The organism is Skermanella aerolata KACC 11604 (assembly GCF_000936425.1).
Taxonomy (GTDB): domain Bacteria; phylum Pseudomonadota; class Alphaproteobacteria; order Azospirillales; family Azospirillaceae; genus Skermanella; species Skermanella aerolata.
Window position 1 is genome coordinate 1 of sequence record NZ_AVFK01000084.1, and the last position, 11,956, is coordinate 11,956.

An 11,956-nucleotide genomic window follows, 5' to 3' on the forward strand; every position below is an offset into this window, starting at 1 on the left:
TCGTCAGCCCTGCCTGTTCCGCCCGCACCAGCAGGTTGTTCAGCGTACCTAGGCTGACCCCACAGCTCTGACGGATCTGGCTGTAGCTCATCCCGAGTTCGTAGCGTAGACGCAGCACTTCCTTCACCTTCCTCATCGCAACCCTCTCTCTCGGCATCTGTCTCCCCGTCTTCAACGACGGCGGACAGTACTTGCCGGACCTGATGCAATGAAGGCGCGAGCAGCCTCCGGGTTTCTCAACCCCTTCAGCTGTTCAGGCTGCCGAATAAGCTGTTCACTTTCGCCCGGTCGTCCTGTTCATTTTCAAGCGCACCGATCACTCGGCACTCGGCAACCATGCCCGGTTTCCCGGTAATCCGTGGCCACTCGGGCGCGACAAGATCTGGGTGCTCAACCAGATCGATCCTAGGGTCAACAGGCTGGCCGAAGCCGGTGATCTTGCCGGAGCCCTGGGGCTGGTCGGATCTTTTCTTCCGCGGTATTTCACCCTCAATGGCCTGAGCGGGGTCGATGCGGCCCATGATGAGCAGACTGTTCCCCGCGGCCGGGTTGGCCAGCCGCTGCTGCTCCGGGCACTCAATGCCGGGCTGGCGACCCACTCCCTCCACATTCACGGCAACCACGTCTTCACCACGGCGGAGATCGTTTCCGCCAACCACGAGGTCCGGGTCCTCAACAACATCATCGAGGAGGACACCTGGTCGATGCCTCCCCTGATGCGCCGGGACTTGCTGCTGCCCTTCACCAAGCCACCGGAAATCCCCGACGCCGCCTGGCCGCCGCGCCAGGAGAAGTTTCCCCTGCTCTACCCCATGCACTGCCACAACGAGATTTCCCAGACTTCCGCAGGAGGTTCCTACCCGCTTGGGCTGGTGACGGACTGGGTCATCGAAGGTCCGCTCTAAGCAATCAATCCAGCCCTTAACGGGACGGACATGCCCGACTCTGAATTCTGCTGCCGACTTTTACATGCGGAGGCCCTATGGCTGTCACCATTCCCCGTCCAATGACGGATCCCGCGGAGTACGATGAGTTCAGCTGCGACCCCAATTCAAACGTCATCGAGACTCCGGACAAACTGCCGCCCACCGTTCGCATCTTTAGAAAGGTCCACGGCTCTTTCGACGTCACCATGCCGGACGGACGCGATATCCGGTTCTGGGGCTTCGTCGATCCCAATACCTCCGGCGGCGACCGGACCTGGCCGTCGCCGCTGATCCGGGTCCGCCAGGGCCAGATCATCCACGCGACCTTGGACGCGGCCAAGAACACCCACACCATCCACTGGCACGGCATCGAGCCGACCCCGATGAACGACGGCGTCGGCCACACCTCGTTCGAGGTCAGCAACCAGTACACATACCAGTGGCAGGCCAAATCACCGGGCACCTACTTCTATCACTGCCATAAGAACACCGTGCTCCATTTCGAGATGGGCATGTACGGTCCGCTGATCATCGATCCTCCGAGTGGACCGGGACTGCTTTACGAAAGACACCCCGCCGACGAGGACCAAACCACCGATCTTCGCTACCAGGCCGAGGCTATCTGGTCCTTCGACGATGTCGATCCGCGCTGGCATGAATTGAACCATGCCGCCGGCCTGTGCGGCGAGGACGCCGGGCTCAACCGTTTTCAGCCCAAATACTTCCTGATCAGTGGGGTGCCTCACCCGAGAACAGAGCGGGACGCACGCGTCATGGTTCGGGCCAAGAAGGGACAGAACATCCTGCTGCGGGCGATCAATGCGACCTACAGCAATCTCGACATCAGCATCGGCATCAACAGCACGATCGTCGAGATGGACGGCAGGCCGCTCCGGACGAACCCCCAGCTGGGTACCTTCTCAAAGCCAATTCCGGTTGCTGCAAAGGCGCCGACCAACCTGACGCCGGCCCAGCGGACGACGTTCATGATCCACAACGCCCAGCCCGGCCGCTACGAAGTGACCGCGACCTACAGAGACTGGATCACCAACCGGCCCCACGCGGCCGGCGGTCTGGCCAGGACCTGGATCGAGGTGACCTGAAGGCGAACAGGGCTTCCTGACAAGCCCCGGGACGGTCGGGCACTCCGCATCATCGTGCGGACAGTGCCCGGCAGGTCTCAACTTTAAGATTCAAAAATCTTCGAGGCTGCCACTTTTTTGCTGTGCGAGGTTTGGAATAACGGGCCTCGCCATCCGTCATGGGCTTGAGGTCGCCTATTGTCCAGACACCTCCGGGAGGAAGGATCCAGATGTTGAAGTTCGTAGCATGTGCGGTCGCGCTGTCGATCGCCGGCATGGCTGTTCCGCTGATGGCTGACGCCAAAGAGGGCAGTGATTTCGGCCGTGAGGCGATCAGGGAAGCCAAGAGGAACAATGAGAACAAAGGAGCCGATGACAAGGGCGGCCTTGCCGGTCCGGTCGCCGACGATAAGGGCGGTGCCACAGGTCCGGCCGCCGACGACAAAGGCGGCGCCAATGAGCCGGGCGATGACCGCGACAAGCTCGGCCTGGATAGGGACGTGAAGAATTGTTACGTCTATGTCCCGTCGGACCGGATGCCGGAGCCTTATCTCCGCTTCAAATCGGCCGCTGACCGGGCCCGCCTGGAGGCCGAGGCGACGCTGCTCGCCACCGCGACGGTCATCTATGCCGATGACATCACGCAATTCCACGATCTGAACGATGACAGTGCCAAGACATTCAGCCTGAAAGCCGAGCAATTCCGGATCAGGCACCGCCTCGGCGCCCGCGGCTGTTCGTCCTGATCTGTGTGTCGCACTTCATTTCCACACTGCGAAAAAGAAGAACTGTTTCCATGCGCATTCTCCGCTCCACACTCTTCGTGACGACCGCCCTTCTGTTCTGCGCCTCATCCGCCCTGGCGCAAAGCTCCAAGCAGGGAGTGCTCGAGATCGAGGGCCCGCTCGAGGCCGCGACCGCCGAGAACGGCGCCACGACAGTCAAGGTCATGGGCCTCACCGTCAAAATCCTGCCGGAAACCAAATTAGCATCCCCGACAGCCAAGCTGAAATACGAGGATCTGGCGAACGGCCCCGCCTTGCCGGGTCGGGCCGAGCCTGGCTTTCTCAACGGCAAAGCCATTGTCACGGGAACGCGGGATGCAACCGGCCTGTATGCCCAGCAGCTCTTCGTCGAACCAGCCGAGCATCACCTGATCGGCACCGTGACGAAGAACGACGCGACCGGCTTCGAGGTCGAGGGCAAGCCGGTCATTCTACTGCCCTCATCTCCGGCAGCCAGGCCCTACCCCGACACGCCTCCCGCCCCGGGAACGGCGCCGGTTGTCTATGATGCCCGTATGCCGGGCCAGAAGACGAAGAACGCGGCCGGATTCGAAATATCGCCGGCTTCCGTGCCGGTCGGTACCGACATCGTTGTGGCCGGATATCATGTGCCAAGCCCTGCTGGCACGGGTCCGGGCACCTTCTACGCCTACTCCGCAACTGCGACCGGCGATGACGCCAGCCAGACGCCGCGGGTGAGTATCCTTCGCGCGGAGTGCCGGCAGCGCGCCGCCGACCGTCTCGAGTGGGATGTCCGGGGCGCCACGACACCGACCAGCGGCACCGTCACCCTCCTCAACGGTGCGGGTTCGGTGCAGTACGGCACCGCCACGGTGACCGCCGATGTCTCTGACCCGGGCAAGGGAGTTTACCGGTTCAAGGCCGAAATCAAAGGCGTGACGCAGCAGTGTCCGGCGGATGTGCTGGCAAGATACACGGTCTCCGGCAAGACCTACACAGCCACGGCAGCGGTCGAGCGCCGATAACACTTGGCTGGCCCGCGGTCCGACCGGATCGCGGGCCTTCTTTCGCTCCGCCAGCAGCAACATGCCTTCCAGCATCGGCATTCGATAGGAGATCCGATGTTGCGGCCGCTCGCTACCAGCCGATCGGTTCAGGCAGTCCCGGCTCATCTTTCACAAGACCGGGATCCATGGTGCGCAAAATTAACGGGAATATACTGGTCTCTGGATCGTCATAAGAGAGTGACCGAGCGTTGGCGAGCCCGAGGAAGGAAAGATGGACCGAAACGACCAGTACCGTAGCCCAAAGTCTCCGGCATTAACCGGCCGCTTCAAGAGCGATATGGGCGGATCATCGTAGCTGTCCTGAAGGCACAAAATGGTTTAGCTTTCTCACAACCTTAAACTGAACTTTCTCACAACTATCTACTGAAAATGTGAGCCTAAATGACTATCAATGTTACAGGCAGTACCGTCTTCTCTAGATGCAAAATATGGCATTGCGGAGTATCGCTGTGCGCCGTTGGGAGCCGGTCTGCATGCCGCTCGCCTCTCCGATCGAGCGGACCGTGAGAACAATCGAAGACGACGGTGGGTAGGTTTAGGTACCTGACAGCGTCATGGAAAGAGAAATCAGTCATGTCTCAAACTATATAAAAATTTTCGCGTTTGTTTCTTGAAAGATTGAAACAGACAGCTCTGCGTTACAAATGTATGATGAGACGGGTTTTGCCCGATTCTCCGGAGAAGGTTCATGCTTAAACTGGTCAGTGGTGAGCAGAGCAGCAGTATTCCACATGATATTCCTGATGAATGCCTGATCATGGCCTACGTCGATGGAGAACTGGACGAGGCAGGTCGCCGCTATGTGGAAACGCTTCTGAAATCCAGCTCAGAGGCCCGCCAGATCGCAGAGATGATGCAGTTGAGCTGCACGCTTGTTCGATCGGCATTCCCGAAGGCAGCGGACGACAGTGCCTGCTCATCCTAGCCGCCGTATAATCTACAGGGGGCACTTCCTGGGGTGTATACAAACCTGGACGAGAACGAGTTTCGGCTCTCGAACGACTTGGACGCGAGGTGAAGAACTGAAGGTGTGACAGGTGCAACGGGCAGGGCTTGGCGATCATCAGGGTCGGCTCTGCCTCATGCCATTTCATAGCCGCTGTTCCCCCGCATTACGTTCAGACGTTGAAGCCACCGATCTTGCAGAACCGTCATGACCATGCGCTCCGCACTGACCGTCCATCTACCCCATCTAAGTACGGTTGCGGAGCCAGACCGGATCACTCAGGGCAGCATTATATTTGCCTTAACCTTCGCATCTACAGAATCAGCATCCCTGCCGGCATCGGCAGAGGAGAGATGGATCTGGAAATCCAAACAGCGGATTAAGCGCAGGAGTTCTGTTCGGGTTCGGATCGCCTCGCCAATCCGCCGCCTAGGCCATTTGCGCGGCCGCCCCGAATGTGAGGCAGGAGTGAGCCGCCCCTCCAATACTGCACACTGAGCATCGGTCGAACTGCTTGGCAAATCCAGCCCGCTTCGCGCATGAAGGGCGCTTTGACGGCGCGGTTATGCAGGCGGATAAGGCCGTGAAGGTGGCGTCGCCAGCGTGAGCAGGTTGCCGTCGGGATCACGCACCTGCGCCAGCGTGGAGTAATCGCCCTCAATGTCGTCCCCGAGCACAATCCCCAAGTCGTTCAATCTACGGCGCTCGGCCGCCACATCATCAACAACAAGGAACACGACACCCCTGTCGGCTATCACACTGTCGGTTGAAAGCACTACTCCGCCTTGATCGAAGAACTCCCACTGCACCATCGAGGCCATCGGCCGAAAATCCGGTCCGCGCCCGAGCAGCTTCGTATACCAGAGTTCGGCCGCCGCAAGATCTGTGGTGAGCAGGACGGTATAGATCCTCTGAAGGTCCATTTGTTTTCCTCCGGACAGGATTTTGTATAACACTTGCTCGATCAGAAGGATTTCCATGACATCTGGGGCGGAAGCGGACGGCCGCCTCGTTTCAGTCAATGGATGCGCACTGCGGCTCATGCGCTTCGATCATCATACCGGATAGCCTATGAGTGTCTATGCAGCCGTTCAAGTCGAAAGTAGACTATTGATGAACAGCGTTGATTGCTCTCCGAATGCGGACAGCAATAGAATGGCAGGCACCTGATGTCAACCCCGCAACCAAATATTTGCTTTCAAGCAGGATGGCTATGCCGTAGAAATGACAACCGAAAAATTACTCTCTTTATTGTAGATAGGATCCGCATAAAAGCGATATGCAGCATAAGCTGGCTATACCTTTCCAGACATAGCCGGAATAAGCAACTAGCAGAGTGCGGTTTCTTTTTATGATAATTTTTCAATTTCGTTTTCTCCGGATAAGATCCCCTGAGGCACCTCGTGCAGTATCGTGATCCTTGGAGGATACTTGAAGAAAATGGCGGGACCGTGAAAGAAAAATTGGTGTCCATTCTGCCCAAGATGCAGAGATTTGCGCATACACTTACGGGATTGCGGGATGACGCGGATAATCTGGTGCAGCGGGCATGTGAGCGCTTCCTCAGGACTCCGGAAACGCCCGACAAAGTGGCGCGACTGGAAAACTGGATGTATCGTGTGATCCACAACGCCTGGGTCGACGAGAACCGCAGCATGCCCACGAAATATCCTGATCCCCTGGAGACTGATGGCGAGATCGCCGGCAAGCGCGGAGGGCATAGCGTCTCCGAACCGCCCAACCTGACCCGTGTCCGATTGGAAATGGCTAGCCTGCCGGTGGATCAAAGAGCGGTTCTGATGCTTGTCTGCGTTGACGGACTGAGCTATCAGGAGGCGGCCGGCGTTCTGAGCATTCCGGCAGGGGTTCTGGCGAGCCGATTGAGCCGAGCCCGTCTGGCACTGGCGGAAAAGCTGCGCCAGTCAAACGATGGTGAAGCGCCGCAGGCGGACGGAAAGACCGGCTGATTCCTGAGACCGCCTGGGTCCGGGCAGCGGTTTCAGCAGATCCCCAAGTGCCGGCGAGCGGCCACGGTGCGGCAGGGGAGACGAAGCGTCTTGAAATGTCATGCCGCCAACTGACAGATGCGAGCCCGGTGACGGATCCCGCACGGAAATATCATGATCCACCTGACCGATGAAATCCTTGTCGCCTACGTGGACGGTGAACTATCCGAGGAAACCCGCCGGCAGGTGGAATCCCTGATCGCCCGGGACGCTGAGGCGCAGTCCAAGGTGAAGGTTTTCCGCGACACCGCGGTACTGCTGCGGCTTGCCTTTTCTGAGCCTGAACAAGCGGATAATGTCGTCCACCTGCAGGTCCGGCCAAAGAAAGATTACCTGCCACGCCCTTCCTGGACCGGGAGCGTCGCAGCTGCCGCAGCCGTGATTGTTTTTCTGGCCGGCGTCGGCTTCATCATCACCAGGGGCGGGGCTGATCGGGCCGACTTCATGGCGGACGTTGCAGCCTACCATTCGGTCTACGCGCAGGAGACGGAGCATCTGGCGGAGGTCCCGGCATCCTGCAAGGACCATATCGAGGAGTGGCTGGGTTCGCGGATCGGCCGGACGCTGACAGTTCCCAACCTGACGGGTGAGGGCTGGGCATTCGAGGGCGGCCGCCTGCTGGCAGAGGCGGACAAGCCGATCGCTGAACTGCTCTATACATCTCCCGACCGGCAGCCGATCGCGCTGTGCATCACGCCCTCGGACCAGCCGAAAAGTCCGCCCACCCGCTATGATCCGGGGCACGGGATGAACGCAGTGGCCTGGGACGCCGGCGGACATCTCTACATCATCGTGGGCGCCCTCAGTGACGCGGAACTCGACACGCTGACCGACAAAGTCAGACGCCATTTCCAGATCGCCTGACCGCCGCTCACGGCCGCCCGGCCTCTTCGAAATCGGCCAGCCAGCATGAATAATTCGCTTCACAACGGAATAACTATCCTTGCTATCCGTCATCACTTCAGGTCCGGCTCGCCAGCGGAGTTATGCTGCCGGTCCTTTCCAATGTGCTGGAGGAAGTCATGAGAAACGCCCGCCACCAGGCCGGCAACCGCGGAGCAGGCCGGAAGCGCCCCGCGGCGCCCGCCGGCTTCACTCTCCTCGAGTTGCTGGTCGTTCTTGTCATTCTGGGACTGCTGGCCTCGGTGACGGCCCCGGCGGTCGCGCGATACCTGAGCGGCGCCAAGGTTGACGCGGCCAAACTGCAGATCCAGAACATCTCGACCACGCTCGATATGTACCGGCTCGACACCGGCAGCTATCCGGCTACCCAGGATGGACTGCGGGCTCTGGTGCAGCGGCCTAACGGCGCGCAGCGCTGGAATGGCCCCTACCTGCGCAAGCCCGACATGATCAAGGATCCCTGGGGCCGGGAATTCCAATACCGCACCCCTGGCGAACATGCCGAGGTCGAGGTGTTCTCGCTGGGTGCCGACAATGCCGCCGGCGGGACCGGAGAGAACCAGGACATCGGCAGCTGGTGATCCCCCGGCTTAACACCATGCCAGGCCTTACGGGCACCGGCTGTCAGGGGCGCTGATGGAACGTGCCGCCGGCTTTACCCTGATCGAGATGCTCGTGGTCATCACGATCATCGGTCTGGCCATGCTGGCGGCGCCGCGCCTCGGCGGGGTGTGGGTGGAGAGTCACTCGGAACGTGCCGCCGTCCGGGAACTGGGGGAAGCACTGGCACGTGCCCGCTACTGGGCCGTAGCCGCGCAGACACCCGTACGGATCGTCTTCGACATCAGGAACAGGGTCTGGAGCACACAGCCATCCGGATCACAGGGGCAGCTCCCGAATGCCGACATTCATGTCCTGGGAATCGACAACGCGGCGCCGGGACAGCCAACCACGACCGCCATAGAGTTCTATCCCGACGGCGGCTCATCAGGTGGCACCATCATTATTGATGTACCGTCAACCCAGCAGAGCGAAACTCGTATCGCCGCGGACTGGCTGAGCGGGAGGATTGAAGTCAGTGACTGAACCAGCCGCCGGCCACATCCGCTTCTTCCCTGCCCGGCTCCAGCGCCCTGGTGGTTTGCGCAGGCGCTTTCGCCGGAACAGCCGTCATCGTCCGGGGTTCAGCCTGATCGAGGTCCTGGTGGCGCTCGCCATTCTCGGTATCGCTCTCGGCGCCATGATGCCGAGGATTTCCCTTGGGACAGCCGTCGCGGAGCGGGCGGAACGTTCAGAGGCGGCTGTCCTGCTGGCGGAGCAGCTGCTCGCCGAGGTCGGCAGAACCATCCCGATGCCCTTGCCTGCGGTGGATGGCACAACCCCGGACGGCTACTCCTGGCAGATCACGACCTGCTGCCTGCGCACCGTCAACAACACCACCGGTCAGAGCATCGCCGGCCTCATCGAGGTCCGAGCGGACGTGTCGTGGATGTCCATGCGGGGAACGCGCGGGGTTGGCCTGGTCAGCCGCCGCCTCATTGCCGGGGCGAGCCGGTGAGCCGGCGCCCGGGTTTTACCCTGCTTGAGATGCTGGTGGCCATGACGCTGCTCGCCTTCATCATGGTGGCGGGTCAGCAGGCCATAGCCCTGGCCGCGCGCGCCGCGGCTCCGCGCGGTGATGGCGGACACGGTTTTCTGGTGCGCCGGCAGATTGCCGACTGGCTGGAAACCGCGATGCCGATCCGGTCCGACCGGCGCGAGCGTGCACCGCTGATCTTCACCGGAGAGCCTCAGGTGCTGCGGTTCGTCACCGTCCTGCCGGAGCGCTTCGGCAAGGCCGGTCCCCATATCGTCACGTTCAGCCGGTCGGACGGCGGGTTGAGGATGAGCTGGCAATTGCTTCGCCCGACCGCGGACGTCGCCGCCGCGGGTGAGCGGATCCTGCTGGAAGGGGTTAGCCGGGTCGGGTTCCGCTACTGGGACGCTTCCGACAACCTCGGTTGGCGGGATGCCTGGCCCGTAGGACTAAGGATGCCGAGCATGGTAGAATTGAGCCTTGACGGTGGCGCCTCCGCTGGATGGCAGCCGTTTCGCGTGGTCATGCGTAACCGGTAGGTCGGCCGGAAGCGGGAAAGAGCTTGCCGGCGCAGTAACGCCGGAACAGTACCGGACGATGATTGAGCGTCAAGATAAAGAGATTGAGGGTATACAAGATGCGCGTTTCCTCTGCTTTTCTCCTGTCGCTGCTGACCCTCGCGGGCGGTGCCGCGATGCTGGGTCACGGATTGAACTGGCAGCCCGACATCGAAGCGCCGGTGATCGAATCCGCCGCACCATCTCAGGTGGTCCGGTCGGCACCGTCCGCAGGCATCGAGGATGGGACGCAGATACGGGTGCTGACCGACAGACCCCTGTTCACAGCCGGACGCCGACCGCACGTACCCGAGGCGGTGGCCGCCGGGGAAGCGGAGCAGCAAGCCGCAGAGGCCGAGATTGACGTTCCGATCGTTCGCGGCATCGGTCTGTCCGGACGGAGTTCGGTCGCCATCCTGTCGCTCCGCCAGGAGGAAAGTCGGCTTCATCGCATTGCTCTCGGACATGAGATTGACGGCTGGCGCATCACCTCGGTTCGGCGCCAAAGCGTCACCTTTTCCAAGGAGGCAACCGAGGCCACGGTCCATCTCAACCAGCCGGGACAGAAGCCTGTCGTCGAGATCGTCCAGCGCGAGCCGGAACTGGCGGAGGAGGTCGATGGCGGAACCGCTGCAGTGGATGCCGGGCAGCGGATGTGAGGGGCAGCCCGATCACCATTCTGGCTGTTTGGGAAACGGTCTCATGATCAGCGATCGGTTGGGCGCCAGCCAAACCACGCAACGGGTTGAGCCGCATTGCCGGTGATCCGAAATCCCGCAGTGCGGGTAAAAGCCACTCCGTTCGGCAGCGCGGCACTGGCTGTCACGGAGAACACGCGGCGGCGCGACGGCGCCACGCTGGAGGTCAGGCCCGCGGCGTTGATGGCGTCGATCATCGGCTTGAGCTCCAGTGAACCGGCATCAGGATCGAACTGCGAGCGCCCGCTGTAAACGGTCACGTAGGGTTCCACAGCAGCAGCCAGGCCGGCCGTCACCCCGAGAACCTGGCCCAGTTCCCCCACCGTGTCTAAGGCCGTATCCTTCGCCCCGGCAGCAAGCCCCTCGGCGGCGTAATCGGGATCTTCAGCCCCGTGAAGCCGGCGAAGATTATCGATGTCGCGGAAATCAGCGATCCTCTCCGAGAGGGTCAGGGAATCATCCGTTGCCAGTGTCGGGTCCCGCTGAAGCACCACATCCAGCAGTGCGGCCAGCAGTTCCGGCTGGGCGCCGTTAAGGTCGATCTTGCCGTCCTCGTCCTCCAGCGCCACAAGGACCCTGATATCATCGATGACGATCTCGAACTGTGCGAGATCGGTCAGGTTCGTCACCAACCCTCCTGATCCAAGACGGCCGATCAGTTCGAATGCCGCTTCCTCGGCAGCACCATCGACGGCGGCCCGGACCCTGCCGACATCGACCGCCCAGCCGCTGCGCTCGATGTCGAACCCAGTGCGCGAAGCGACGATTGCGGCGAACAGGCCGACCACCATGATGATCCAGAACACCGCGATCAGCGCGAAGCCAGGCCGACGCATGGCCGCATTCCTTGGTGACTAACGCCGGAACTCACTGCGCCGGCGGGTGCGTCGCGTGGGTCGCGCAGAGCGTGATGCCCGACGGAGATGCCAGAATGGCAGAACGTTGAAACCTGAGTTGCAGCCCGGATACTCCGGTGAGCCTCGTGCCGGCGCACCCGGGCCGCAATTTACGCTCAGCTCTTCTTCTGGCGGAAATTATCGTGGCAGCCGCCGCAGGCCTGACCGACCTGGCCGAACTGCCGGACGATCGCCGCACGATCCTCGCCTTGAGCCGCACTCGACAGTCCGTCGCTCGCCGTCACCAGCCGCGTGGCGGCCTGCTCGAACTGCCCCCACTGCTGCCAGATTTCCGGTTTGGCCTCGCTGCCCTCGATGTTGCCGATGCCGGTTGCCGCCGGGAACAGGTTCGGCACGATCTTGTGCGAGGCTTGACCGATGGCTGAGGCGCCCTCGCGCACCCCGTCGATGGTGCCGCCCTCATTCTTGACGTAGGCCGAAATCTTCTTCATCGCGTCGCCCATGGATTTCATGGTCGTTTCACGATCCTTGACCACAGCCGTGGGATCGGACGACACCGGCTGCGGCGACTGGGCGCCGGCGGCGCTGGCGG

General features: G+C 61.4%; 16 protein-coding genes. 12 read left to right on the forward strand and 4 right to left on the reverse strand.

The window, feature by feature from the left end; genetic code table 11:
- The coding region (locus N826_RS46190; protein ID WP_211099493.1) for a sigma factor-like helix-turn-helix DNA-binding protein at positions 1 to 157 on the reverse strand (157 nt) is incomplete at its 3' end.
- A 229-nt stretch (positions 158 to 386) separates the two neighbouring features.
- Between N826_RS46190 and N826_RS36925 the strand changes: the two genes are divergently transcribed.
- From N826_RS36925 to N826_RS36940, 5 genes are all read left to right on the forward strand, one after another.
- Positions 387 to 905 carry a cupredoxin domain-containing protein gene (locus tag N826_RS36925; protein ID WP_052832737.1) on the forward strand — a complete coding sequence of 173 codons (519 nt, stop codon included), beginning with the start codon at positions 387 to 389 and terminating at the stop codon, positions 903 to 905.
- 77 nt (positions 906 to 982) lie between these two features.
- Positions 983 to 2,029, forward strand: coding sequence for a multicopper oxidase domain-containing protein (locus N826_RS41025; protein WP_084721510.1), 1,047 nt, complete (start codon positions 983 to 985; stop codon positions 2,027 to 2,029).
- Positions 2,030 to 2,238: 209 nt separating this feature from the next.
- The gene (locus N826_RS36935) at positions 2,239 to 2,754 is read left to right on the forward strand and encodes a hypothetical protein (protein ID WP_044437457.1); all 516 of its coding nucleotides are present in this window, start codon (positions 2,239 to 2,241) and stop codon (positions 2,752 to 2,754) included.
- Positions 2,755 to 2,804: 50 nt separating this feature from the next.
- On the forward strand, positions 2,805 to 3,779 hold the full coding sequence (locus N826_RS41030) for a RodZ family helix-turn-helix domain-containing protein (RefSeq protein ID WP_052832739.1): 975 nt from the start codon (positions 2,805 to 2,807) through the stop codon (positions 3,777 to 3,779).
- A gap of 730 nt (positions 3,780 to 4,509) precedes the next feature.
- Positions 4,510 to 4,746, forward strand: a complete 237-nt coding sequence (locus tag N826_RS36940; RefSeq protein ID WP_044437459.1) for an anti-sigma factor — start codon at positions 4,510 to 4,512, stop codon at positions 4,744 to 4,746.
- Positions 4,747 to 5,330: 584 nt separating this feature from the next.
- Here the strand turns inward: N826_RS36940 and N826_RS36945 are convergent.
- Positions 5,331 to 5,747, reverse strand: coding sequence for a VOC family protein (locus N826_RS36945; protein WP_211099492.1), 417 nt, complete (start codon positions 5,745 to 5,747; stop codon positions 5,331 to 5,333).
- Between the two features lie 423 nt (positions 5,748 to 6,170).
- Between N826_RS36945 and N826_RS36950 the strand changes: the two genes are divergently transcribed.
- The 7 genes from N826_RS36950 to N826_RS41040 all read left to right on the forward strand — a co-directional run bounded on the left by N826_RS36950 (position 6,171) and on the right by N826_RS41040 (position 10,468).
- Complete coding sequence (locus N826_RS36950) at positions 6,171 to 6,734, forward strand: RNA polymerase sigma factor (protein WP_147040999.1); 564 nt, start codon at positions 6,171 to 6,173, stop codon at positions 6,732 to 6,734.
- Positions 6,735 to 6,887: 153 nt separating this feature from the next.
- Entirely contained in the window at positions 6,888 to 7,637 is a 750-nt protein-coding gene (locus tag N826_RS36955) for an anti-sigma factor family protein (protein WP_044437461.1), read from the forward strand.
- A gap of 158 nt (positions 7,638 to 7,795) precedes the next feature.
- A complete protein-coding gene (gene gspG / locus N826_RS36960; RefSeq protein ID WP_044437473.1) occupies positions 7,796 to 8,257 on the forward strand; it encodes a type II secretion system major pseudopilin GspG in 462 nt (153 codons plus the stop codon).
- 55 nt (positions 8,258 to 8,312) lie between these two features.
- The gene (locus N826_RS36965) at positions 8,313 to 8,762 is read left to right on the forward strand and encodes a GspH/FimT family pseudopilin (RefSeq protein WP_052832741.1); all 450 of its coding nucleotides are present in this window, start codon (positions 8,313 to 8,315) and stop codon (positions 8,760 to 8,762) included.
- Entirely contained in the window at positions 8,755 to 9,234 is a 480-nt protein-coding gene (locus tag N826_RS41035; RefSeq protein ID WP_052832742.1) for a type II secretion system protein, read from the forward strand. The genes N826_RS36965 and N826_RS41035 overlap by 8 nt, the downstream gene beginning before the upstream one ends.
- On the forward strand, positions 9,231 to 9,791 hold the full coding sequence (locus N826_RS36975; protein ID WP_169789491.1) for a type II secretion system protein GspJ: 561 nt from the start codon (positions 9,231 to 9,233) through the stop codon (positions 9,789 to 9,791). The genes N826_RS41035 and N826_RS36975 overlap by 4 nt, the downstream gene beginning before the upstream one ends.
- A gap of 98 nt (positions 9,792 to 9,889) precedes the next feature.
- Positions 9,890 to 10,468 (forward strand): hypothetical protein, encoded by a 579-nt coding sequence (locus N826_RS41040; RefSeq protein WP_052832743.1) that lies wholly within the window; start codon positions 9,890 to 9,892, stop codon positions 10,466 to 10,468.
- A gap of 47 nt (positions 10,469 to 10,515) precedes the next feature.
- Here N826_RS41040 and N826_RS41045 read toward each other — a convergent pair whose 3' ends face one another.
- Complete coding sequence (locus N826_RS41045; RefSeq protein ID WP_052832744.1) at positions 10,516 to 11,343, reverse strand: type II secretion system minor pseudopilin; 828 nt, start codon at positions 11,341 to 11,343, stop codon at positions 10,516 to 10,518.
- 176 nt (positions 11,344 to 11,519) lie between these two features.
- Positions 11,520 to 11,956, reverse strand: a 437-nt coding sequence (locus N826_RS41050) for a c-type cytochrome (protein WP_052832745.1), incomplete at its 5' end; no start/stop codon positions are given.

Coding starts and splice junctions, on each gene's coding strand:
- N826_RS41025 (WP_084721510.1), top strand. CDS start 983: ATGGCTGTCACCATTCCCCGTCCAATGACGGATCCCGCGGAGTACGAT.
- N826_RS36935 (WP_044437457.1), top strand. CDS start 2,239: ATGTTGAAGTTCGTAGCATGTGCGGTCGCGCTGTCGATCGCCGGCATG.
- N826_RS41030 (WP_052832739.1), top strand. CDS start 2,805: ATGCGCATTCTCCGCTCCACACTCTTCGTGACGACCGCCCTTCTGTTC.
- N826_RS36940 (WP_044437459.1), top strand. CDS start 4,510: ATGCTTAAACTGGTCAGTGGTGAGCAGAGCAGCAGTATTCCACATGAT.
- N826_RS36945 (WP_211099492.1), bottom strand. CDS start 5,747: ATGGAAATCCTTCTGATCGAGCAAGTGTTATACAAAATCCTGTCCGGA.
- N826_RS36955 (WP_044437461.1), top strand. CDS start 6,888: ATGATCCACCTGACCGATGAAATCCTTGTCGCCTACGTGGACGGTGAA.
- gspG (WP_044437473.1), top strand. CDS start 7,796: ATGAGAAACGCCCGCCACCAGGCCGGCAACCGCGGAGCAGGCCGGAAG.
- N826_RS36965 (WP_052832741.1), top strand. CDS start 8,313: ATGGAACGTGCCGCCGGCTTTACCCTGATCGAGATGCTCGTGGTCATC.
- N826_RS41040 (WP_052832743.1), top strand. CDS start 9,890: ATGCGCGTTTCCTCTGCTTTTCTCCTGTCGCTGCTGACCCTCGCGGGC.
- N826_RS41045 (WP_052832744.1), bottom strand. CDS start 11,343: ATGCGTCGGCCTGGCTTCGCGCTGATCGCGGTGTTCTGGATCATCATG.